We start from the raw sequence: 21,175 nt of genomic DNA, 5'->3' as shown, positions 1-21,175 counted from the left end.
GTTCTCCTCAGCGGTCCCAACCGCCTTCAAGTATAACGACGAAGAGCGCGGCACAGGTGAGATCCGCCGTAGTGCCGGGATTCCGGCTGTTGGTCGGATCTCGAAGCTCGGCGTCCAGTCTGGCGAGTGCCTCCCGGCCGGCGGCCTGTCTCACTCCGCCCGTGGCCGTGACCTGGCGGGCGCGCCGGGAAACGGCCGCGGCTGCGTCGGCGCCTAGCTTCCGGGCGATGTGCGTGTCCGGTCCGGTCCCAAGCAGAGCCAGGAATGCCTCGACCGTCGCATCGCTCCAGGCCAGCCCGTCCGCGCGGGCGGCGCGAAGTGCCGGAGCGCCGACCTCGAAGGTGGTGGCGAAGTCGGTGACGTATTCCCGGGCGACCGCATCTCGCTCCGCTGCCAGGGCCATCGCCTGGCGCAGCGTCACAGTCGGTGCTGCGGCTACATCCTCCACGTCGGCACGCCCGAGCCCGCCCGGCCGGGCCAGTCGGATGGCGGCGTAGACCGCGGCGGCATCGTCTACGGTGGTCTCCGACAGCACCCCACGCACCCGGTCACGCAGGGTGCCACCAGGACGGACCGCCGCGCGGGCCAACGGCGCCAGCAGCAGGATGATCCCCAGATTGGTATTCGCCCGCGCCCAGCGAGCGGTGGCCTCGGCGGCCGCCTGGATGACCTCGCCGAGGGGCCGGCTCCCGGCCGTGCTCAGCGCCGGGCCGATGGCCACGGCACTCGCCAGAAAGTCCTCATACCGCGTATCGCGAAAATGCCGCTCAGGCGCGACGTTGCCCGGTTTCGGAGCGCTGGCCTCGAGCAGGCAGGCGAGCTGGGCCGCCGCCGCCACGTCCGCCGGACTGCTCAGGCCCTGCATCCGGTGAGCTGATCGACGATGGCTCCCGCGACGTCCAGCCCCGTGGCCTCCTGCAGCCCTTCCCAGCCGGGAATGCCGTTGACCTCCAGCACGTGGAGCGTGCCATCTCGCGCCGGCAGAAGGTCGACCCCGGCGTACTCCGCGCCCACCGCGGCGGCGGCCCGGACGGCGAGGCTGGCCCAGTCCCCGGGCAGCTCGAGCGCGCGGGCGCTGCCGCCGCGGGCCAGGTTGGTTCGCCACCCTTCCGACCGCCGCTCGATCGCTCCGAGCACTCGCCCGCCCAGCACAAACGCACGGATGTCACGGCCCTCGTGCTCGATGGCCCGCTGCAGGTAGAACACGCCGCGGATCTGTTCGACGGTCTTGAAGACCCGAAAGGCCATGTCTTCGTCGCTCACCCGTACCATGCCGAGTCCCATCGAGCCGAACAGCGGCTTCAGGATGACGTCGCCCATGGCGCGGAAGGCGGCGAACGCTTCGTCCACGCTCTCACAGACGATCGTCTCCGGCGTGGGGATGCCGCATTGTTCGAGCAGTGCCGAGGTCCAGAATTTGTCGACCGTCCGCTCGATCGCTCGCGGGGAGTTCATGAGCCGGACGCCGCGGTCCTCCAACCGATGCAGCGCGTCCACCCGGTAGATGATCTGTTCCAGCGATCCGGAAGGGATGATGCGGGCGAGTACCGCGTCGGCGTGGTCGAGCTCGGCCGTACCGCTTCGGAGACCGGCCTGGCGCCCGATGGTCGCGACCAGGCCCTCGTAGGGCACGATGGCCCCGGTGTGCCCGCGCGCCTGGAGCGCGCGGGTCAGTTCACGGGTGTGCCACCCTTCACGGGCGGCGAGGACGACGAGATGCAGGCTACTGTTGCTCGCCGATGAGGCCGGTGAGGCCGTTGGTCACGAAGTTCTTGAAGTCATCGCCCACTTTCTTGAAGCCAGGCGTAGCGGTGCCCTTCTTGAGCTCGTCCATCGAGTTGAAGCAGAGCTCCGCCTGCCGGTACTTGGCCGGAGCGGAGCCGTCGAGGTTCGAGACGAACCTGGTGAGGTCGGCCCGCACGAAGCCGATCTCCTTCTGTACCGCGCCCACCAGCGGCAGGTGGGTGGCCGCATAGTACTTCTCGAACGCCGCGGTGTCCTTGGGCGTGTTGTAGATGACGGTGACCAGGGCGGGGCAGGCGGCCGTCCCCTTGTCGCCCGTTTCCACCGCCACCATGCCGACCAGACCGTGGGTGTCGAAGTTCTTGAAATCGTCGCCCACTTTCTTGAAGGCCGGGGTGGCCGTGCCCTTCTTGAGGTCCTCCAGCGAATTGAAGTAGAGCTCGGCCTGGCGATAGAACGCCGGCTTCTTCCCGTCCAGCGCGCTGATGAACCTGGTCAGCTCCGCCCTGGTGAAGCCGATCTCCTGCTGGCCCGCGCTCACCAGCGGCAGGTGGGTCTCCCGATAGTACTTCTCGAACGCCGCGGTGTCCTTGGGGGTCTGGTACAGCACCGTCACGATTGCCTGGGGCCCGGTCGGCGCCGGGGCGGGCGCGGCCGCCGCGGTGGTGTCGGCCGCGGGAGTCTCCGCCGCTTTGTCGGCGGGCTTGCTGCACGCCGTGAGGGCCATCGCGGGAACCAGCCACCAACTGGGAAACCGTCGCATCGGAAGCTCCTGGGTCAGCGTGGATTGTCCGGATCAGCTGGGGTAGCACGAGGCCGTGAGCACCTCGGCGTTGAGCTGTCCGGCGTGGAATGTCCGCCCGGTTTCGGCGCTGGTGAGCCAGACCTCCGCCGGGCTGAACAGCAGGGGGTCGATCTTGTAGAAATCGCCTTGGTAGCGCTGAAAGATGTCGTAGAACGCGGTGCCGTAGTCCCGGGACGAGGAGGCCGGCACCTTGGGCGCGAGCTCCGCCAGCTCGGCGTCGCCCGCGCGAACGAGGTACCGCGCCTGACCCCCGTAGAGGATGCAGTCGTTGGTGCGACCGATGGCGCGAAGGTCGTTCTTTGCCACCGGTGGAATCGGCGCCGTGCCCATGGCGCTCACCATCCGAGTCACGTCGAAGCCGAGCGTCTCCATCTTGTGCAGGCCTGTCTCCAGGATTCGAGCCGAGATCTGCACCCCGCCGGCGATACTCGCCGTGGGCGCGATGACGAAGGTGAGCTGGGATGGCTGAAGGTGCGCCTTCTGCGCCACCCAGGCGGCCACCGCATCGGTGGGGAGCGTTCGGCCCTCCAGCACCAGCACGCCGCGGGTGGCCTCCTCCGCGTAGGCCAGCTTCTCGAACAGCTCGCGCTCCACCCGGGCGTGCGCCCGGAGCGGCCCGGATCCCATGGCGAAGAACTTCTCCACCGAGATAGCCCAGCCGGCGTACTGCGAGGCCATGCAGGAGACGGCGGGATGGTCGGTCCAGACAGTGACCCCCGCCCAGGCCTGGCCGCCGATCTGCAGCGGAGTGTACGCCACGTTACCCAGGCCCCCCATGCAGATCTCCGCCAGCGCCAGCCCGGCGTCGTAGCCGCCGTCGGCCTCTACGCCGGCGTCGATCACCCGGGCGCCCCCCGGGAGCGTGGTGGCCTTCACCCGGAGCGTCGAGGCGTGCTCCTCCATCCCGTCGGCGATCTCCGCGGCCAGGTCGTTCATCCGCAGTGTGGTCATTCCGCTGTCCATGAGTGTGGTCATTCCGGAGTCCATGCGAGAATTTCTCCCTTGCCCAGGTCGGCCAGATCGCCGCTGTACCGCCGGTAGAAGCCCATGAGGTGTCGGTCCTCCACAGGAAGGCCATGGCGGGACTGCAGGTGGGTGAAGGTGACCCGAAGGTGCACCGGCTGGTAGGTGCAGGCGTACCGGTACGTGGGCGGCACGGTCACGGAGCCGAGCGCCACCAGCGAACCCCGCTTGGACCAGAGGCCAGCCGCCGCGCCGATGCCGCCGAAGACGATGACGGTGCCCGCGATCATGCCCGCCCCCGCGTGACTCCCAGCGCTCCCCGCGATCACGACGAGCCCCCGGCGCATCCGCGCGCCCGCCTGCGGGCCGGCGGACCCTCGCACGATGAGCTCGCCCCCGGTCATGCCCAGACCGGCCTCGCGTCCGAGATTGCCTTCGACGATCACCTCGCCCTCCGACAGTCGCGCGCCGAGCCGGTCGGCCTCGGCCAGGTCGCCCTCGAACCGGATCCGGCCCTGGGGCTCGCCCCCGAGGTCGAACAGGTCTCCCACCGTGAGCGCTCCATGACCCTCTACGGCAACCGGACGCCGGGCCAGTTCGGCCGCCCCGAGCGTTGCCCAAGGGGTGGACAGGACATCTCCCAGGTCGGCACGTGCCGGGAGCGGGGCACGAAGCCGGGCACGCAGCCCGTCGCTCACGCCGGCGCCTCGGCGGCCATGATCTTCCGCAGGTGGAAGTGGTGCGGGCCCAGCTTCCCGCCGTAGTTCCCGGCCGTGATGGAGACGACGCCCTCTTGGCATGCGGCGTCGATCCCCACCCGCATGGCTCCGGCGATGGCATCGGCGTCGGTGCCGTTGATGACGATCTCGAGCACCGAGTTGACCCCGTCGGGCAGGGCGGACGCGGTCACCGCGCGCAAGGTGGGGCAGAATGCGTCGTTGGTCGAAGCGATCATGCTCTTGATTCGCCGGGATCCCACCTTGCTCCCGCTGCGGACGACGCCGCCGGGAAAAGGCAGGATCACCCCGGTCCGGGAGGACATGACATCGGCCGCGGCTTCCGCCGCAGCCAGGGCCGCGTCGGCGCCCCGCGCCAGGATCAGGAAGTTTCCCCCGCCGACCCCCTTCTGCATGCCGAACTTCTCTTGAACCAGGAACTCGCCCTCCATTACCGGGATCCGCCAGAATCGCTCGCCGGCGATGACCTTGCTCGCCTGAAAGCCATCACCGAAGAAGCGGAGCGCCGAGCCGACGCCGACACGGTCGGGCACGCCGGGGAGGCCGTCGTAACAGGCGGTGGTGGGACAGGTGAGCACCGTCTGCCCGATGCGCTCGATCAGGCGCTTGCCCATGTCATCCTTGCCCATGGTCATGAAGAGGATGCTGACGCCGGGCCGCCCGTCCGGCGTGTCTCCGCTGCCCAGCAGCCGCTCGATCCCCGCCTCGCACTTGCAGCCGATCACCGACGTGGCGAAGCCGGTGAGCTTGAGCGCGGCCTCGCGGGCCCAGCGTTCGTTCCGGGCGGTGATGATGATTCGCGCCACCCGCATGGTGAACGCTTCCGCGAAGGTGTCCTCGATGAAGACGCCGCGGAGGTTCATGAGGTCGCCCTCATCCGACCGGCACCGGATCGCCGGGCAGGTTCTGCACCGGGTAGTTGGCGAAACAGACCGAAGAGAAGGCGTCGAAGTGGCGCTTGAGGCCGGGTAGCACGGCCGGGTCGTAGCCCGGGGCCACCCGCAGCCGGCGGCCCCGAAGGGCACGGCGGAGCTGTCCCTCCTCCACGATCAAAGCGCCCTGCTTAAGCACATAGCGCGGTGTCGCGAACATCTTGGCCAGATCAGTTTCCCGGCTGTAGATCGTCACGTCCGCGTCCGCGCCGGGTCCGAGGTGGCCCTTCCGAGTCAGCCCCAGCAGCCGCGCGGGTCCCGCACGAGTGATGATGGCGATCTCGTTCAGGCTGTATTCCCGCGCCAGTCCGTCGGCCAGGGCACTTCCCGCGAGCAGTCTCGGATTCGCCAGCTTGAGCCGCTCGTCCCGGACCGAGCGGTCCATCAGCAGCTGGATGAGAGCGGGGTACGAGAGAAAGGAGCCGCCGTTCGGGTGATCGGTAGACAGCACCACCCGCCAGGGGTCCTGGCTCAACAGGAACAACTCGAGCCCGATCGCCCACTGCAGCGCGGAGACGGCCGCCTTGTCCTTGTAGGTGAGCGGCACGATGCCGCATCCGGTCTCCAGCTCGATGTCGATGTTGGTCCACCGCCGCCCGCTGCTCTTGTGAAGCAGGTATTCCACCGGCGCGTCCGCCGTGATCGTCATGGCGGGCCCGAACATCACCTGGCCCACGTCGGTGCTCACCTCCGGGTGGGCGTTGACGTACTCGATCACCTTGGAGGCCGCCGAGCTCCACGGCTGGCCGTTGCCGCCGCCGTAACAGTGGAACTGGAGATGGGTGAAGTGCGCCCGTCGGCCGGCCAGGGCCTCCATGCTCGCGAGCGTGGTCGCGGCGTTCCCCGCCACGCCCAGGTTGTTGGCATGGATGTGCACGGGGTGCGGGAGCCGGAGGGCGTTAGCCGCATCGGCGAGCGTCTCCAGAATCGAACGCGGCGTCACCTTGCGCCCGCCGATCGCGTCGTCCAGCCCCGTGACGTTCCGCTGGCCGCCCTTCCAGGCCTCCACCCCGCCCGGGTTCACGATCTTGACCGCGTAGCCGCCGGTGGACTGGAGCAGCCAGGCCGCGTAGTCTCGGGCCCGGTCCCGCTCTCCCGCCTCGATCTGACGGAGCAGATACTCGTCGTTGCCCATCAGGACGAAGATCCCGCCGTCCACACAAGGCGTGTCGTCCAGCTCCGCATGGCTGTGCCGCGCCGTGAGCGGGGCAACCGCGGCGTCGAACGCCGTCGTGTAGCCCAGGCCGGCGTAGCGGTAGCCGGTGGTAAATGTGCTCGGCACCGTCCCACCGGTCCCTGAGCGCGCGGGCGTCTCGCCATCCAGCAGCTCGGGGGCGAGCGCCGGATTGGCGGCGTGCTCGTCGGGGATCAGCCGGCGCGCGTGATTGCAGCTGGAGCTGGCAAAATGGGAATGGATGTCCACCCCGCCAGGCATCACCACCATGCCGTTCGCATCCAGGGTCGGGGCACCCTGCGGGAGGCGCTCCACGATGCGTCCATCTTCGATGCAGACGTCGCGCACCTCGCCATCGACGCCGTTCGCCGGGTCGTGTACCGATCCACCGGTGATACGGAGCGCGTCGCGGCTGCTCATGTGGACCGCTCACGGAGTCGCTGGTGCACGACGGTAAGCAGCGCCTCCAGCGTTCCCGCCGCGGATCGGCGGCCGGATAGCGGCGGCCGCAACGGAAGCGGCATCTCGTCCATCCGATAGGCGATTCCCGCCTCGTGGATGCCGGCCACACCCGTGTCGATGGCCACCCGGGCGGTGAACGGGGCCTCGCTGGCACGCGGCCCGATCACCACGGTCGGCACTCGTCCGAGCGTGGCCGATGCGTCCGCCCCGAGCCCGGCGGTGTTTCCGGCGATGAGCACCGCGGTAACGCCGGCGCCGGCACTCGCCAGACCCCGTGTCGACGGCGTGTACCGGGGAAATCCGGCCGCGAAGTCGACGGCGAGCGGGTACCCTGTTTGCCAGGTCAGGACCGACTCGGCCCCCGAGCGGTTCCCCCCGGCGCGAAGGCTGCTGAGCGCGGCACGGGTGGGTCCGTTGAGCGCCTGGACCAGCGCGATGAGCCCCTCCGCTCGAAAGGGGTCGGGCGTGAGGCGGCTGGGCTCCGCTTCGTGCACCAGTACGGCGTAGCGCGCCGAGAGCAGCTCGCCGGCCGCCCGGGCGGCCCCTTGCAAGGCCGGAGGCAGCGGGTCCAGAGCGTTGCCGAGCACGGTTGCCCGCATGACTGAGAGCGCGCCGATCTCGTCCGCGGGATCGAGCGTCACCTCCAGCTCCGCCCCGGCGGGACCGCGCGCCTCGCCGACATGGACCGAGATCACTTTGCGCCCACGCCGCCCGCCGGGCACGTGGCTGCCTTCGGGATCGAGCGCGTAGCGCGAGAGATACCGGGGATATCGAGTCGTGGGGTCGACCCCCCAGAAGAGGAGCACGTCGGCCCGGTTACGGATCTCTCCCAACGTCGCGGTGGCGCGGCCCCGTCGCTGTGCGGCAAGCAGGCCCGCGGCCGCCGGTTCCGAAGTGGCACTGTCCACCCTGGCCCTGAGCAAATCCGCGAGGGCCAGCGCGGTCCGCTGGGCCTGCGTGCTCAGCTCGGGAGCGAGATAGACCAGGACGCGTCCGGCCGAGTGGGTGAGCAGAGCGGCGGCCTCCGTGAGCGCATCGCTGAGCTCGGCGGCGGCGCCGTCGCGCAGCACCCTCTCCGGAACCGAGCCGTCGCCGAACCACGTGCGAGCCACCGGGCACTCGGGCGTGACCGCGACGATACGCCCATCGCTGACCTGGACGTTCACATCATCGCAGACACAGCCACAGCCGAGGCAGGTCACCGGTTCGACCTTCGCACGTGACGCCGTCACGCGGCACCTCGCGCGCGGCTCTCGATCGTTCGATAGATGCGCTCGGCGCCGGCCTTGAGGCGCTGAACGCAGGCATCTGAGTCCGCCCCGCCGGCAAAGATGGTGCAGATCGGATGGCCTGCCCGTATGCGCTCGCCGGGCTGGGGCACGTCCGCTACATCGCCGCCGGCCGTCCAGCGCAGAGTGTCGCCCACGATCACGTCACGTCGGGCGAAGACGATCGCCTTGGCGGCCACTGCCCGCAGCGCGGGCAGCCCGGCAGGCAGCGTCCCCTCGCAGGCGGCGCGATGCAGCTCGAAGAGGGAGAGGCCGTTGGCACGCTCCACCAGCTCCATCGAGGCGGAATACCGGGGATTCACCTCGATGGGGTACGGCACGCCGTCCCTGGCGATGAAGTCGACGCCGTTGAGCCCCACCAGCCCGAACTGCTCCGTTACCGCTTGCGCCAACGCCCCTGCTGCACCGAGCAGGTCATTCTGCCGCTCGAACACCGGCTGGCGTGTGCCGGCCAGAAGACTGCCACAGTAGCGAAAGCCCTGCGCCCCGAACGCCGGCTCGCCCACCAGCTGGCGCGAGAGGCCAAGCGGTAAGGCGCGGCCACCATCGGCCAGGAACACGATGGACCCGGCGGGTCCGGGGATCCGCTCCTGGAGATACGATCGCCTTGGCACTCCCGCTCCGGCGCGCCATGGGACGGTCCCGTGTCCCCCACCCGACCGGCGCGGCTTCACCAGCCATCGGCGGCCGAGCCGTCGATCGGCCGGAGGGCTGGCCCGGGTCTCGGGGACCGCAAACCCTCCAGCTCGAAGGCTCCGCGACAGGCTGATCGGGTTGCGGACTTGGCGGAGCACGGCGGGCGGGTTTCCCAGCAGGCGCCGGCCTATGGCCAGCGAGGCGACGGCGTCGGGGTAGTTCTCCAAGCTGGAAGTGTAGGTCGCAAGTGAGGCCGTGACGCTCCGCCCCGATTCCACGGCCTCGATCGGGCTGAAGCGGCCCGCTCCCGTGCCGGCGGCGAGCACCTCGGCCACCGCACGCAGATCCAGGTCCCCGAAGGCGTCCACCGCCGTCACCCGGTAACCCGCTCGCGCGGCGGAAGCGGCCAGCGCGCGCGTCGATACACCGACGATCAGCAGATGCTCCCGCCGCTCCGGCATCTTAGGCGAGACCGAGCCGCCGGCGCGCGTGGTCCGGATCGATGACGTAGAGGTGATCCAGCACGGTTCCCATCGCCTCCCGAATCCTCAGTCGCTCCACCAGCGCCTGGTGCGCGCCACCGGCCAGCCCGTCCGCAATGAGCGCGGCGCCCTGGGCCCCCTGCTTGGCCACTTGGGCGAATCCGTGCAGCAGCCGGACCGGCCCGATTCCCGCGACGCCTTCTTCGAGCCGGGCGCGGATGGCGGGGTCCGCGGCCATGCGCCCGGAGATCAGAATCTCGTCGGCCTCCGGCGTCGACACCCGAAGTTGATGCACCGCCTTGATCGCGCCTTCCACGTACGCCTGAAGGGCCTGCTCCTGATCGGCGGGGCCGCGCTCCAGCACCGAGGTCACGCCGCCACGGAAGAGCGCGGCTTTGGTCACCTCGCCGGCCAGGAATGCCACCTCCCCATCCCATGCACCTGGCGCCTGCCATCCGATCGGTCCGGCCGTTCCGCCCAAGCCATCCACGACTCTGCCTGCTTGGACCGAAACTCCGGCCGTGAAGGCACCTCCCATTTCCAGGAGGATGAGGGAGACCTGGTCTACCTGTCGGTCCCGGCGGACCGCCTGGTCCTGAATGGCGAGCGCCGCGGCGCAAAGCTTGTCGGCCGTCCCGAGGTCCACCCGGTTGAGCTTGCGGTGACGGGGAACGGTGTCGAGGTGAATGACACCGGGCCCCAAAACGACCGGCAGCCCCGAGCTACCGAGAATGCGTACCAGGTTGCGCAGCCCGCCGATCCCACCGGGATCCTCCGGCGCCGCCAGGAACGCCAGCCGCAGCTCCTCCTCGGTAGCTTCGGCAGCGCGGCGAAGCGGGAGACCGTAGCCCGATGGCCCCAGGACCAGGTCCAGCGGACCCGCCGCCACCAGACGCTCGAGCAATCGCCGGGGCTCGGCCAGCGCCTCCGCGGTGGGCCAGGTCGCATCCAGGATCAGCCGACCGTCCTCCAGGCCGCACAGGTCGAGGCTCACCGTTCCCGGATCGACCCCGACGACGCGCGGCATCGGTCAGCGCTTCTGCATGCTCAGCCCCCGAGCGACATCCGCAATCGCCTCGGCATCCAGAACCAGGTCGTTGCGCTCGAACAGCCGGACGATACAGGCCTTGTGCAGCTTGGTCTTGAAGTTTCCCACCCCGAAGGCGCCGAACACGGTGATGCCCTCCCGTTCGATTCCCTCGTCGTTCACCTCCACGCCTTCGATGCCGAGTGGCGGCACCGCGTTGAGGTCGACTGCCACCTCGAGCCCCGACCGGCGGGCCCAGGCTGCTTTGGGGACCATGGTGACGCCCGCGGGGCCCGAGTTGAGCAGGATATGGGCGCCGTCCAGCACCTCGGCCGCATGCGAGGCGTCGGCCATGGTGACCGCCTCCACCGGAACATCGAACCGCTCGCCGATGGAGCGGCGGGCCCGTTCGCCCTGTTCCGGCTTGCGCGACGTGATCACCACCTCGGCGCCTCCCTTGGCGAGGAGTCCGGCAGCGCGCTGTCCTACCGGACCGGTGCCCGCGATGATGACGACGCGCTTGCCCCGCACCTCGCCCACCGTCTCCTCGATCTTCACCACTGCCGCCACCGCCGTGGTGTTGGATCCATTGGAGTCGAGCATGATCGACACCTTGAAGTCGCCGAACAGCGAGTCCTGGGCGATGGCCAGCAGCTGTTCGCCGGCAGACATGTTGCTGCCGCCGATCCAGACCGCCGTGTTGTGCAGGTCCTTGGGACCTCGGGTGAAGATGCAGCCATGAATGAGGTCGCGGACGTCACCTTCGGTGACGCCTCCGTAGCTCATGACGGCGTCCGCACCCGCGTCGTAGGCCACCACCTGGTCGAAGACGCTCGGCAAGCGGGAGCTGTCGAGCTGCAGCAGGAGCTTGCGCATCGGCCGAAGTTTCTCCCGTGAGGGGCGTCAAGGGTCCAGGAAAAGACGAGGGGCGCCCCCAACGCGGGCCGCCCCTCGCTGATCCACGATACAGCGGGACTGTACGATCAGCCCTCAGCGCCGCTGGCGAACGGATGACGGGCAGCCTTGTACTTCTGCAGGACCTCGTCCACCGACGGCTTGTTCTGCAGTGCCCGGGCGATCGACTCCTTGGTGGCGGTGTAGTTGAAGGAGTAGATCTTCTTGTCGTCTTCCGCCTGCCAGTGGATGAACACGCCCACCAGGACGCAGTAATCGCTGGCCTGCTGCTTCGAGATGACTCCTTCGTTGACCGAGTCCATCACCGCGCGCGCGACCGCGGCCTGCGCCGGACCGAACATCTGCACCGCCTGCTTGGCGCCCTTGATGGTCACCTTGTTGAAGAGCAGCGTATCGGGTTTGGCCGGGAGGTTCGGGGTCACTACGGCGAGCAGGTGATTGAAGCCGTCCGTGTTGGTGGAGAGCGCGTTCACGAAGGCGGCGCCAGCCGGCCCGGCCTTCGACCCGATGATGAGATCGATGTGGGCGATCTCGTTGCCGTCACCAACGAGCGATTCACCGATAAAGAAATCCGCGGCCATACCTGCCTCCATGTGCGATTTGGTGAGGAACGAGAGGATTTCGCGAAGCATACGCTGCTCGATGTGACGAAGAGTGAGCCGGCACCGGAGCGACGTGGAAGAGAGCGAAGCCACGCGGTCCCGCAACGTACGCGGGTAGCTCTTCTGGGCAACGCAGGTCCTGCGTAGAGGCCAATAGTATGGACCCCGCCGATTTCGGTGTCAAGGAGCAGGTTGCCGCTCCGTTGGCGGGCCGAACGGCTTGCCGGCAAATTTTGTTCGGGTTATATTCGGGAGTGCTCAGCCGAGATCTAAGCTCATTATGAACAGGCAGTTAACGCGACGCAAAGCGGCCCTCCCCCATCCGACGCCCCGGGAGCGGCGAAGTCCTGCCGCCCGCTTCTTTCCTTTTCTTAAGCGCCTCAGGGCATCCGGCCGCAGCAACATGTACGGCGCCATTCCCTATCTCATGCGCGCCTTCGCGCTCGACCGGGAGACCGCGTTTCACGTCGTCTGCGAGTGGGAGGATGCCCAGGCGGCGGAGCGCGCCGAGGCCGCAGCGCCAGCGCTGGGCCGGTGACCTGAACCGGATGGCAGGCGTCCCTAAGCAGGACGCGTTGGGCTCGGCGATCTGGTGCCGAACCAATTCTCCCAACGACTTACGCGCTGGCATGAGGCTCGCATTTCGGGCGGCGGCAGGCAACCCGCTCCCAACCGAGGCCTTTATGAGAACCAGCATCGCCGCCGGCTCGCTGCTCACCGCCCTCCTTCTCGCGGGGCCGGCCAACGCCCAGCAGGTCCAGGCAGACATCGTTCTCCGAACTGGTCCGGTCGCAAGTCGCGTGTTCATCGGCAATGGCTATTCGACCTATGGCCGCCAGCCGGTCGTCTACCGGCGCGTGCCGGTCCGCCGCGTGGTCGTCGCGCCGCGAGTCATCGTAGTCGAGCGCGTCCGGCATCACCGATATGGACACTGGAGCCGGTTCGGCTATCGCCCGGTGACGCTCTACTACATCGATGGACGCTACTTCGATCGGAGTCTCGATCGCCCCGGACTGCGGCCGGTGGTGGTGTACGAGCGCGGCGGCCGCTACTACCGCGAGTCCAGGATGGACGACCGGTATGATGGCGACCGTTACGACCGGGACCATGACCGCCAGCACGACCGTCACGACTGGGACGACTGACCTGTCCATGCGCCGATCCGGCGCCCGATCTCCCAGATCCAGGCCCGTTCCAGCAGCAGATATCCCCGCACCCCGCGGGGATATTTGTGCTATCGGCCTCTGTGTGCCGGATCACAGCGGCGGCGAGGCCCGGCACATAGATGACTGCAGGAGGACTTGCCCCGAGAGCAGGAGTTGCTCCGAGGCATTCACGGATATGCTGGAGCTATGAACCTATCTCGCGCCGGCTGCAGGGCTGTGACCTGGCTTCTCGCCGGCGTTCTTGCCTCGTCAGCCACGCCCTCCGCGCAAGCCCAGTACTTCGGCCGCAACAAGGTCCAGTACGAAAGCTTCGACTTCAAGGTGCTGCGGACCGCGCACTTCGACATCTACTTCTATCCCTCGGAGCGAGACGCCGCCTCGGTCGCGGGACGCATGGCCGAGCGCTGGTACACCCGCCTGAGCACCGTTTTCCATCATCCGCTCCGGGGCCGCCAGCCGCTGATACTCTACGCCACCCAGTCGCAGTTCCAGCAGACCAACGTGGTGGAGGGACTGGGTGAGGGTACCGGCGGGGTCACCGAGGGGCTTCGCCGGAGGATCGTGCTTCCCACCGGGGGCACCCTCGACGACCTGAATCATGTGATCGGCCACGAGCTGGTCCACGCGTTCCAATACGACATCACCGGCTCGGGCAATCCCAACGCGCGCGGCCGGCAGCCCGCCGCCACCGAGCTCCCCCTCTGGTTCATCGAGGGGATGGCCGAGTATCTCTCGCTCGGGCCTTCCGCGCCGCTGACGGCGATGTGGATGCGGGGCGGGGTTCAGGACAGTGTGAAGGACAGCCTGCCCTCGTATCGCCAGCTCGACGATCCGCGCTACTTCCCCTATCGCTACGGACAGGCGCTGCTGGCGTATGTCGGCGGGGAATGGGGAGACGAGCGGATCGGCGATCTGCTCCAGCAGGCCGGACGGATGCGCAACATCGATCAGGCGATCCGAGGCGTCCTCAACCTCACGCCCGATCAGCTCGTGGCTCGCTGGCACGAAGCGACCCACGCCGCCTACGATCCGCTGGAGGCCACGACCCAGGCGCCGGGGACGTACGGCCCCCGCCTGATCGGGGTCCGCGAAGAGGCGGGACAGTACAATGTGTCGCCGTCGGTCAGCCCGGACGGCAAGCAGATGATGTTCTTCTCCGACCGAGGACTCTTCTCCATCGATCTCTACCTGGCCAATGCCGAGACCGGCAAGGTGGAGCGGCAGATCACCCGGACCGCGCTCGATCCCCACCTGCAGAGCCTGCAGTTCATCCAGTCGGCGGGAAGCTGGTCTGCCGACGGGAGTCGTTTCGTGTTTGCGGGGCTCTCCGCCGGCCGGCCGGTGCTGGATCTCTATGATGTGGCGCGGGGCAGGATCGAGCGTGAGGTGCGCCTGCCCCAGTTGGGGGAGATCCTCAACCCCAGCCTCTCTCCCGACGGGCGGGCGGTCGTCTTCTCGGGGCTCTCCGGCGGTCTCACGGACCTGTTCATCTATGATCTGCAGGACAACAAGCTGACTCGCCTCACCACCGATCAGTTCGCGGAGCTGCAGCCGGCCTGGTCGCCGGACGGAAAGACCATCGCGTTCGCGACCGACCGATTCACCACCAAGCTGGACGACCTGGCCATCGGACCGTATGGGCTCGCCCTGATCGACCCCTCGACCGGACACATCACCGCGGTCCCCGGCTTCGAAGGCGCGAAGCACCTGGACCCGCACTGGTCGCCGGACGGGGGCAGCCTCTACTTCATCTCCGATCCCGACGGCGTGAGCAACATCTACCGGGTTCGTCTGGCCGACGGAGAGCTCCGCCGGATCACCGATCTGTTTACGGGGGCGAGCGGGATCACCGAGACCAGCCCCGCCATGTCCGTGGCGCAACGCACTGGTCGGCTGGTCTACAGCGTGTTTCGGACCAATGGCTACGAGGTGTACGCGATCGACAGCGCGGCGGTACTCGCGGGCGCCGCCATGACACGGCCGCCGCAGCGGAACGCGCAGGTGCTCCCGCCGCAGGACCGATCGAAGTCGCTGGTGCAACGGGTCCTGAGCGACCCGACCACTGGCCTCCCCGCGAGCGCCGAGGAGTTTGCCACCCAGCCGTACCATCCGGCGCTCGCGCTCACCTACGTCGGCCAGCCCAGCCTGGGCGTCGGCACCAGCGAGTTCGGCACTTACATCGGCGGCGGGGCGGCGCTGTACTTCAGTGACATGCTGGGAAACCACAACCTCGCCACCGCGCTCCAGGTGAATGGCGGACTCAAGGACGTGACCGCGCTGGTGGCGTACCAGAACATGAGCCACCGGATCAACTGGGCGGCGGTTGTCGACCAGGTCCCCTATACCACTGGAGCGTTCGCCAGCGGGACCACCACCCTGAACGGGGAGCCGGTGTTCGTGGAGCAGGAGCTCCGCCTTCGACAGACCAACCGGGACATCCAGGGGCTCGTGTCCTATCCCTTCAACGAGGTGCAGCGCCTGGATTTCTCGGCCGGCTACAGCAACATCTCGTTCGACCAGGAGCTCCGCACCATCGGCTTCGGGCTCAACGGGGACAAGATTCTGGACCAGAAGGAAGATCTGCCGGCCGGCAGCGCGCTCAATCTGGGCATGGCCAGCCTGGCGCTGGTCTACGACAACTCGTTCTTCGGGGCCACCGGCCCCATCCTCGGGCAGCGTTACCGGCTGGAGCTGAGCCCGACGGTCGGATCGATCGATTATCTCGGCGTGCTGGCGGACTATCGCCACTACTTCATGCCCGCGCGTCCATTTACGATCGCCGGGAGGATTCTGCACTACGGACGGTACGGCTCGGGCGGGGAGGACCCCCGGCTCCAGCCGCTCTTCCTCGGGTACAGCGGTCTGGTCCACGGCTACCAACTGGGCTCCTTCGACGCCTCCGAGTGTCATCCTCCGGCCGACCAGCCCAACGCCTGCCCGGCGTTCGACCAGCTGCTCGGCAGCAGAATGGTGGTGGGCAATCTCGAGCTCCGGTTCCCGCTGCTGGGTGTGCTGGGTGTCGGTTCGGGCTACTACGGCGCGCTTCCACTCGATTTCACGCTCTTCGGTGACGGCGGCCTGGCCTGGGATACCAACAACGAGCCGAGTCTGACCGGCGGCGATCGAAAGGCCGTCTTCAGTGCCGGGGCTGGGCTTCGCTTCAATCTCTTCGGCTTCGCCGTGATCGAAGCCGACCTGGTCCACCCGTTCCAGCGGCCCGATAAGCATTGGGTCTGGGAGTTCAACTTCCAACCGGGATTTTGATGCACGGTGGTAGCTATCTTCCGCCATGCATCCCGCCCGCGACCATCATCTCCCGCCTGATCCCGACGCCTTTCGACACGCCCCCCATCCGACCGGGCGGGTCATCGTCATAGCGCCCACCCGGGCCGCCTGCGAGACCATCGAGCTGGCCCTCGGTCTGCGCCTCGACACCCTCATGGAGCGCGAGCACGGCCAGGAGATGCGCGAGCTCGCCGGGTCGAGCCAGGGGTTCGGGATCGTCGCGGGCACCGGCACCGGCAAGACGCTGGGCATCCGGCCCATCGCCGAAGCGATCCTGGGCGAGCCGCTCAAGGTCGGCGTGGTCAACCGGGAGCGCGAGGCCACACCGGAGACGCCCACCTGGAACGTGGTCATCGTTACCACCGGCATCGCGCGTCGCTGGTTCCAGGACGATCTCATCACCGGGCGCGATACCATCATCGCCGACGAGATCCACCAGACCTCGGCCGAACTGGAGCTGTGCCTCGCGCTGGGCAAGCGTGCCGGATGCCGCTTCATCTGGCTCAGTGCCACCGTCGACCCCGCGTTCTACGCCCGGTATCTGGAGAGCGCCGAGGTGCTGGTGACCGAGGCATTCGACCCGGCGCGCCGGGCCAACGTGCAGGTACTGCCGCAGACGCCGGACGAGTTCCTCAACGAGCGCTACATCAGGCACGTGATCAAGGAGCGGCGGGGCGTGGCCGTGTTCGTCCCGACCCGGGCGGAGGTGGAGCGGCTGGCCCAGGGACTGGGCGAGCAATGGAAGCGCCTCACCACAGCGTTCTATCACGGGGGCGAGCCGATTCGAGTGATCCGCCCGTTTCTGGAAGGAGAGGTGGAACGGCCGTTCCTGCTGGCGATGACCGCCGCGGGGCAGTCGGCATTGAACGTCCGGGGGCTCGACACGGTCGTCATCTACGACGCGCGCTACGGCAACGTGGTGGAGCGGGGTCGCAATGTGCTGCACCGGCTCTATCTGGGATCCAACGAGATCCTCCAGATGGCCGGCCGGGTGCACGGCCGGGTGCCGAACGGCGAGGTCGTCATCCTCAGTGACCGGGACCTCGTCTTCGAGCAGCTCCGGCCGACGCCACCCGAGTTCCAGCTGGCGGGAGACGCCGAGCGGGTGGCGATCACCTGCGCCGCCTTGGGCGTGGATGCGGCGGACCTCGACCTCCCGGTCCCGCTGGACCGCACCAGTTACCGCCGCGCGCTCGGCATGCTCACGAGCAGAGGCCTGGTCGAGGAAGGCCGCCTCACCCCGTACGGTCGGGAAGTGGAGGCGCTGCCGGTGGAGCGCGCCTGGGGCGAGCTCCTGGTGCATGCGGATGAAGCGCTAGTGCCGATCGTGGCCGTGTGCTCCAACATCGACTCGCTGCACCGGATGACCCGGGAAGAACGCGACCTGCACGGCGTCGTCGTGAGCGGCAGCGACCATCTCACGGCGTACAATCTGTACGCGGAAGCCGTCAACCAGCACGGATACGTGGGCCTGGTGTATGGCCTGCCCCGGCACCTGTTCGAGGACGGGCTGGCCGAGTGGGCCGAGCGCCGTGGCGTGCTGGTGAAGGCGATCGAGGACACGGCGCTTGGTGTCGCGTCGGTCTACCGCTCCCTGGAGCAGCCGCTGCCCAAGCAGTTGCCGTACGCCTCCAAGGAGCTCAGAAAGCTGTGGGCCGATCTGCTCGCCCGGATCATGCCGTTCGATCTGGTGATCGACGAGCACACCGCCGACGGCCAGGAGGCTCGCGTCTCCAAGACCTCGGTGGCGGGAAGCTGGGGCGCTGTCGCCGGTAATCTGCGATTCTTTGCCGACCGGTTCGGCATTCCGCGCGCGGGGATCGAGGGCACTACCCTCTCCTACGATCTGGTCAGGCAGTACGCCTCGCTCGGCCCGCCAAAGGTGGTCCTGAGGGGGCCGCGCAAACACCAGGGACTCTCGTTGGAGCGGCGGCGAACGTATTTCGGCTTTCAGCTGGACACCGAGGTGGAGCCGGTCACCGGTGAGGTTCCCGAGGCGCTTCGTGCCGTGGCGAGAGACGCGCTCACTGAGGCGCTCCTGACGGGCGAGACGACCCATCCGGACCAGCAGCGTCTCCGCCGAGCAGTCGACGAGCTGAACGAGCTCTGGCGCAGATCGGGTGGCGCCCTCTCGTCGATCGCTCCCAGCGCCCTGCGCCAGCGGGTCCGGGCCCAGCTCGACTCCGTCGACAGTTGGGAGCAGTTCCTGCGCACCCGCGTCGCGCTGGATCCCTCCGCGCTGGTCGAGAGCGACGTGCGCGCGCGCCTGGAGGCGATGCCATCAAGCATCCGCCTCCGCGGCGATGCGGCGCCGCTCGACTACGAGGTGGTCGACGGGGAAGGAATCGCCCGGGTCCGCCTGCGCGAGGGCCAGGCGAGGCGGCTCCGCGCCGACGAGATCCCACCGCTGGACCGGCCACTCCGCTTCGCGATTCAAAGAGGCGGGCACGCGCCGCTCCTGGCAGACTCGCTTCCCGCTCTCCTGGAGCTCCTCCGGCGCGGGCCGAAGGCGGAACGGAACGAGGACGAGCGCGCCGGCCGGGGTCCGCGGGGCTCCCCCCGGCGCCGCCCAAGTCCGAAACGACGGCGCTAGCTACCCCGCAGCGCGCCAGCGACGCTCCACTGTGCACCCCTGCGGCTGGTGTGCGTCTAGAAGAGAGCAGGGTTCCTCATCCCCGCCGTCGCCCGAGCGGCTCGGTTTCCGGACCCCAAAATGAGTTCAAGGTATGGCGGGACAGTGGATTAGGACGTAGCGACCGACCAATCCGGTCGCGTCCCCCTCTGAAACCCGCCGTTCTATGCGACCGTAATTCGAGCTATGCCAGATACATTGCCGCTCAACTCGCTACCCTCGGTCTTCTCTCCGCTTGCCAAAGCCCTCCTCGACGGGTTTAGCGAAGGCGTGATCGTCTTCGATGTCGACGGTCGGCTGCTCTATGCCAACCAGCCCGCCCGGGAGGCGCTCACCGGAATGGACCTGGCCGAGAACGCGCCTGATCTCCAGCCCCGGCTGGCGGCACTGGGCGGGCGACTCCGGCCACTTCGGGTCGGCGGTCTGGAGCTGGGCGAGGCGATGTTCATTCCCGGCGTGGAGGGGCCCACCACGTTGGCGGCCCGGGAAAAGGAGGCTATCGTCAAGACGCTGGACGCGAACAACTGGAAGCTCGCCGAGACGGCCAGGCATCTGGGCATCAGCCGGACCACTCTCTGGCGTCGACTCAAGGCATACGGGCTCCATCGAGACGGCCGGAGCAAATGGGCGCAAACATCCTGAGCCTTTGCCTGTCACTCGCCGTCTCCCAGTCCCCCCCTCCCGATACTACCTCTCCCAACACCACAGCCCCCGTCCAGCGGCTCGCGGAGCGTCCCAGGGCGCGCGGCCGGACGGGAGATTCGCTGCTGACCGATACCCTGAGCGACGAGCGGGCGCACGGGATTGCCTACGAGCGCCTGGCTGACGTGCTGCGCTACGACCGGGTTCAAGGCCTCTCGCTCGGGATCGGGTACCAGGTCCGAGTTCCCGGCCTTCGCTTCACTGGTCTCTATGGCACGATCCGCTACGGGCTGAGCGATGACCGGGTCACCGGGCGGCTCACGCTCCTCCGCGACGCTCCTGGCGGGGGCCGGGTAGCCGTGAGCGGATACCGTGAGATCGGAGACCTCGATCCGTTCGCGCAAGGGCACGGGATAGGGAACACACTCAACGCGCTGTTCGCCGCGCACGACAATGGCGACTACTCTCTGGTCCAGGGAGGCTCGCTGGGCTTCGAGACACCGCTCGCCCTCGGGCTCGATTTCGATCTTGGCCTCAGGGTGGAGCGGGAGACGAGCGTGGGTCGGACAGCCAGATCGGCGGTGAACGATTTCCTGGGCGGCTCGGGCCTCTTCCCGCCCAATCCGGCTGTCGACCAGGGGACCTTCGGCAGCGCCTGGGGCCGCGTCACCGGGACCGGAGCGATTCGCTGGAGTGTCGCCGCGGACGTGATCGGGGGCGAGGGACGCTCGACCGGGCGGCTCTACGGCGAGCTGCGCCACGCGGTGGGCGGACGCCGGGGCGTGACCCTGGGAGTGAAGGCCGGCGTCGCGACTCAGCCGACGATCACGCAGTCGCTCTTCCGGCTGGGCGGCCTCGCCACAGTGCGGGGCTTCGATTATGGCGAGCGACGGGGTTCCGCTTTCTGGTCGGCACAGCTCGACATCGCGCCGTTGAAGGGCCGGTTCCGGCCGGTGGCATTCCTGGATGCGGGCCAGGCCGCGAGCGCAGGCGACCTCTTCTCCACCCGCGCGCTGGTCGGCGGCGGAGTGGGGCTGTCGCTCTTCAACGGGGCGCTTCGCTTCGACCTGAGTCATCCAATCTCCCCCGACACCCATCGCAAGGTCCGGTTCGATCTGGTCCTCCGGGCACCGCGATGAGCCGCGACCGGGTCGGCCTGGTGGCCGCCGCGCTGGGGCTCGCGACCCTCCTCGGCTGCGGCCGACAGCCGATGGCCCAGGGGCCTCGGATCACGGTGCGATGGACCGGCTCCGACTCCGGAAGGGTCGACGCGCCCGCGACCGCCGAGTGGTGCGACACGCTGGGGTTGCTGGAGATCCGGGGGATCAGAGGGGACACCGGGATTGGGGTCGCGATTTATCCCAAGGGCGCGCCTGGGCCGGGGCGCTACCGTGTGTTGCGCCCGGAGGTGGCAGATACGTCTCCGCCCGCGGCGGCGGTGGCGCTCCGTTGGTTCGCGCAGACCTCGATCCGGGGATTCAAGGCGGAGAGTGGAGCGGTGGTGCTGGAGCGGTCGCCGGAGGGGAGGTATTCCGGCCACCTGGAGGCGTTCGCCCTCTCGGTGACCGACTACGCCCGGCTCACGGTCCAGGGCACGTTCCGGGATCTGACGCCGCGTCCAGCGAGCAGTGGATGCGCGCCCCGGCCGACGCACCCCGATACCAGCGCGGGTATACATTAGAG

The 21,175-nt window shown here is 68.5% G+C and carries 19 protein-coding genes; 7 read left to right on the top strand and 12 right to left on the bottom strand.

The genetic code is table 11. From position 1 onward, the window contains the following. Positions 1-7: 7 nt before the first annotated feature. From VHR41_05220 to fae, 12 genes are all read right to left on the bottom strand, one after another. Positions 8-865 carry a triphosphoribosyl-dephospho-CoA synthase gene (locus VHR41_05220; GenBank protein HEX3233573.1) on the bottom strand — a complete coding sequence of 286 codons (858 nt, stop codon included), beginning with the start codon at positions 863-865 and terminating at the stop codon, positions 8-10. Then, positions 853-1,722, bottom strand: coding sequence for a RimK family alpha-L-glutamate ligase (locus VHR41_05215; GenBank protein ID HEX3233572.1), 870 nt, complete (start codon positions 1,720-1,722; stop codon positions 853-855). Before VHR41_05215 ends, VHR41_05220 begins: the two co-directional genes overlap by 13 nt. 1 nt (position 1,723) lies before the next feature. Further along, positions 1,724-2,506: an EthD family reductase gene (locus VHR41_05210; protein ID HEX3233571.1), complete on the bottom strand. Its 783-nt coding sequence runs from the start codon at positions 2,504-2,506 to the stop codon at positions 1,724-1,726. Between the two features lie 33 nt (positions 2,507-2,539). Further along, the gene (gene mch, locus VHR41_05205) at positions 2,540-3,523 is read right to left on the bottom strand and encodes a methenyltetrahydromethanopterin cyclohydrolase (protein ID HEX3233570.1); all 984 of its coding nucleotides are present in this window, start codon (positions 3,521-3,523) and stop codon (positions 2,540-2,542) included. Continuing rightward, positions 3,520-4,209 (bottom strand): hypothetical protein, encoded by a 690-nt coding sequence (locus VHR41_05200; GenBank protein ID HEX3233569.1) that lies wholly within the window; start codon positions 4,207-4,209, stop codon positions 3,520-3,522. The genes mch and VHR41_05200 overlap by 4 nt, the downstream gene beginning before the upstream one ends. Further along, positions 4,206-5,111, bottom strand: coding sequence for a formylmethanofuran--tetrahydromethanopterin N-formyltransferase (gene fhcD, locus VHR41_05195; protein ID HEX3233568.1), 906 nt, complete (start codon positions 5,109-5,111; stop codon positions 4,206-4,208). The genes VHR41_05200 and fhcD overlap by 4 nt, the downstream gene beginning before the upstream one ends. Positions 5,112-5,121: 10 nt before the next feature. Further along, complete coding sequence (locus VHR41_05190) at positions 5,122-6,774, bottom strand: formylmethanofuran dehydrogenase subunit A (GenBank protein ID HEX3233567.1); 1,653 nt, start codon at positions 6,772-6,774, stop codon at positions 5,122-5,124. Then, entirely contained in the window at positions 6,771-8,048 is a 1,278-nt protein-coding gene (locus VHR41_05185; GenBank protein ID HEX3233566.1) for a hypothetical protein, read from the bottom strand. The genes VHR41_05190 and VHR41_05185 overlap by 4 nt, the downstream gene beginning before the upstream one ends. Beyond that, positions 8,045-9,202, bottom strand: coding sequence for an ATP-grasp domain-containing protein (locus VHR41_05180; GenBank protein ID HEX3233565.1), 1,158 nt, complete (start codon positions 9,200-9,202; stop codon positions 8,045-8,047). The genes VHR41_05185 and VHR41_05180 overlap by 4 nt, the downstream gene beginning before the upstream one ends. Position 9,203: 1 nt before the next feature. Beyond that, positions 9,204-10,250: a DUF1464 family protein gene (locus VHR41_05175; GenBank protein ID HEX3233564.1), complete on the bottom strand. Its 1,047-nt coding sequence runs from the start codon at positions 10,248-10,250 to the stop codon at positions 9,204-9,206. Positions 10,251-10,253: 3 nt separating this feature from the next. After that, positions 10,254-11,126, bottom strand: a complete 873-nt coding sequence (locus tag VHR41_05170; GenBank protein ID HEX3233563.1) for an NADP-dependent methylenetetrahydromethanopterin/methylenetetrahydrofolate dehydrogenase — start codon at positions 11,124-11,126, stop codon at positions 10,254-10,256. Positions 11,127-11,233: 107 nt separating this feature from the next. Continuing rightward, positions 11,234-11,797 carry a formaldehyde-activating enzyme gene (fae, locus tag VHR41_05165; protein HEX3233562.1) on the bottom strand — a complete coding sequence of 188 codons (564 nt, stop codon included), beginning with the start codon at positions 11,795-11,797 and terminating at the stop codon, positions 11,234-11,236. A 373-nt stretch (positions 11,798-12,170) separates the two neighbouring features. On the opposite strand from fae, the gene VHR41_05160 reads away from it, so the two are divergent. The 7 genes from VHR41_05160 (at position 12,171) to VHR41_05130 (ending at position 21,173) form a co-directional block, all read left to right on the top strand. Then, positions 12,171-12,305, top strand: a complete 135-nt coding sequence (locus VHR41_05160) for a hypothetical protein (protein ID HEX3233561.1) — start codon at positions 12,171-12,173, stop codon at positions 12,303-12,305. A gap of 145 nt (positions 12,306-12,450) precedes the next feature. Beyond that, complete coding sequence (locus VHR41_05155) at positions 12,451-12,912, top strand: hypothetical protein (protein HEX3233560.1); 462 nt, start codon at positions 12,451-12,453, stop codon at positions 12,910-12,912. A 237-nt stretch (positions 12,913-13,149) separates the two neighbouring features. After that, entirely contained in the window at positions 13,150-16,197 is a 3,048-nt protein-coding gene (locus VHR41_05150; protein ID HEX3233559.1) for a BamA/TamA family outer membrane protein, read from the top strand. Positions 16,198-16,222: 25 nt separating this feature from the next. Beyond that, entirely contained in the window at positions 16,223-18,811 is a 2,589-nt protein-coding gene (locus VHR41_05145) for a DEAD/DEAH box helicase (GenBank protein ID HEX3233558.1), read from the top strand. 225 nt (positions 18,812-19,036) lie between these two features. Continuing rightward, positions 19,037-19,492: a helix-turn-helix domain-containing protein gene (locus tag VHR41_05140; protein HEX3233557.1), complete on the top strand. Its 456-nt coding sequence runs from the start codon at positions 19,037-19,039 to the stop codon at positions 19,490-19,492. Beyond that, complete coding sequence (locus VHR41_05135) at positions 19,474-20,631, top strand: hypothetical protein (GenBank protein ID HEX3233556.1); 1,158 nt, start codon at positions 19,474-19,476, stop codon at positions 20,629-20,631. The genes VHR41_05140 and VHR41_05135 overlap by 19 nt, the downstream gene beginning before the upstream one ends. Beyond that, positions 20,628-21,173 (top strand): hypothetical protein, encoded by a 546-nt coding sequence (locus tag VHR41_05130; GenBank protein ID HEX3233555.1) that lies wholly within the window; start codon positions 20,628-20,630, stop codon positions 21,171-21,173. Before VHR41_05135 ends, VHR41_05130 begins: the two co-directional genes overlap by 4 nt. Positions 21,174-21,175 lie beyond the last annotated feature (2 nt).

The sequence above is a fragment of the Gemmatimonadales bacterium genome, assembly GCA_036265815.1.
Taxonomy (GTDB): Bacteria; Gemmatimonadota; Gemmatimonadetes; order Gemmatimonadales; family GWC2-71-9; genus CAVVWJ01.
Note: the sequence above shows the minus strand (reverse complement) of the source record. Positions and strands in the feature narration are given on the sequence as shown.

Coding starts and splice junctions, on each gene's coding strand:
- VHR41_05175 (HEX3233564.1), bottom strand. CDS start 10,250: ATGCCGCGCGTCGTCGGGGTCGATCCGGGAACGGTGAGCCTCGACCTG.
- VHR41_05170 (HEX3233563.1), bottom strand. CDS start 11,126: ATGCGCAAGCTCCTGCTGCAGCTCGACAGCTCCCGCTTGCCGAGCGTC.
- VHR41_05135 (HEX3233556.1), top strand. CDS start 19,474: ATGGGCGCAAACATCCTGAGCCTTTGCCTGTCACTCGCCGTCTCCCAG.
- fae (HEX3233562.1), bottom strand. CDS start 11,797: ATGCTTCGCGAAATCCTCTCGTTCCTCACCAAATCGCACATGGAGGCA.
- VHR41_05155 (HEX3233560.1), top strand. CDS start 12,451: ATGAGAACCAGCATCGCCGCCGGCTCGCTGCTCACCGCCCTCCTTCTC.
- VHR41_05160 (HEX3233561.1), top strand. CDS start 12,171: ATGTACGGCGCCATTCCCTATCTCATGCGCGCCTTCGCGCTCGACCGG.
- VHR41_05180 (HEX3233565.1), bottom strand. CDS start 9,202: ATGCCGGAGCGGCGGGAGCATCTGCTGATCGTCGGTGTATCGACGCGC.
- VHR41_05140 (HEX3233557.1), top strand. CDS start 19,037: ATGCCAGATACATTGCCGCTCAACTCGCTACCCTCGGTCTTCTCTCCG.
- fhcD (HEX3233568.1), bottom strand. CDS start 5,111: ATGAACCTCCGCGGCGTCTTCATCGAGGACACCTTCGCGGAAGCGTTC.
- VHR41_05130 (HEX3233555.1), top strand. CDS start 20,628: ATGAGCCGCGACCGGGTCGGCCTGGTGGCCGCCGCGCTGGGGCTCGCG.
- VHR41_05190 (HEX3233567.1), bottom strand. CDS start 6,774: ATGAGCAGCCGCGACGCGCTCCGTATCACCGGTGGATCGGTACACGAC.
- VHR41_05210 (HEX3233571.1), bottom strand. CDS start 2,506: ATGCGACGGTTTCCCAGTTGGTGGCTGGTTCCCGCGATGGCCCTCACG.
- mch (HEX3233570.1), bottom strand. CDS start 3,523: ATGACCACACTCATGGACAGCGGAATGACCACACTGCGGATGAACGAC.
- VHR41_05220 (HEX3233573.1), bottom strand. CDS start 865: ATGCAGGGCCTGAGCAGTCCGGCGGACGTGGCGGCGGCGGCCCAGCTC.
- VHR41_05145 (HEX3233558.1), top strand. CDS start 16,223: ATGCATCCCGCCCGCGACCATCATCTCCCGCCTGATCCCGACGCCTTT.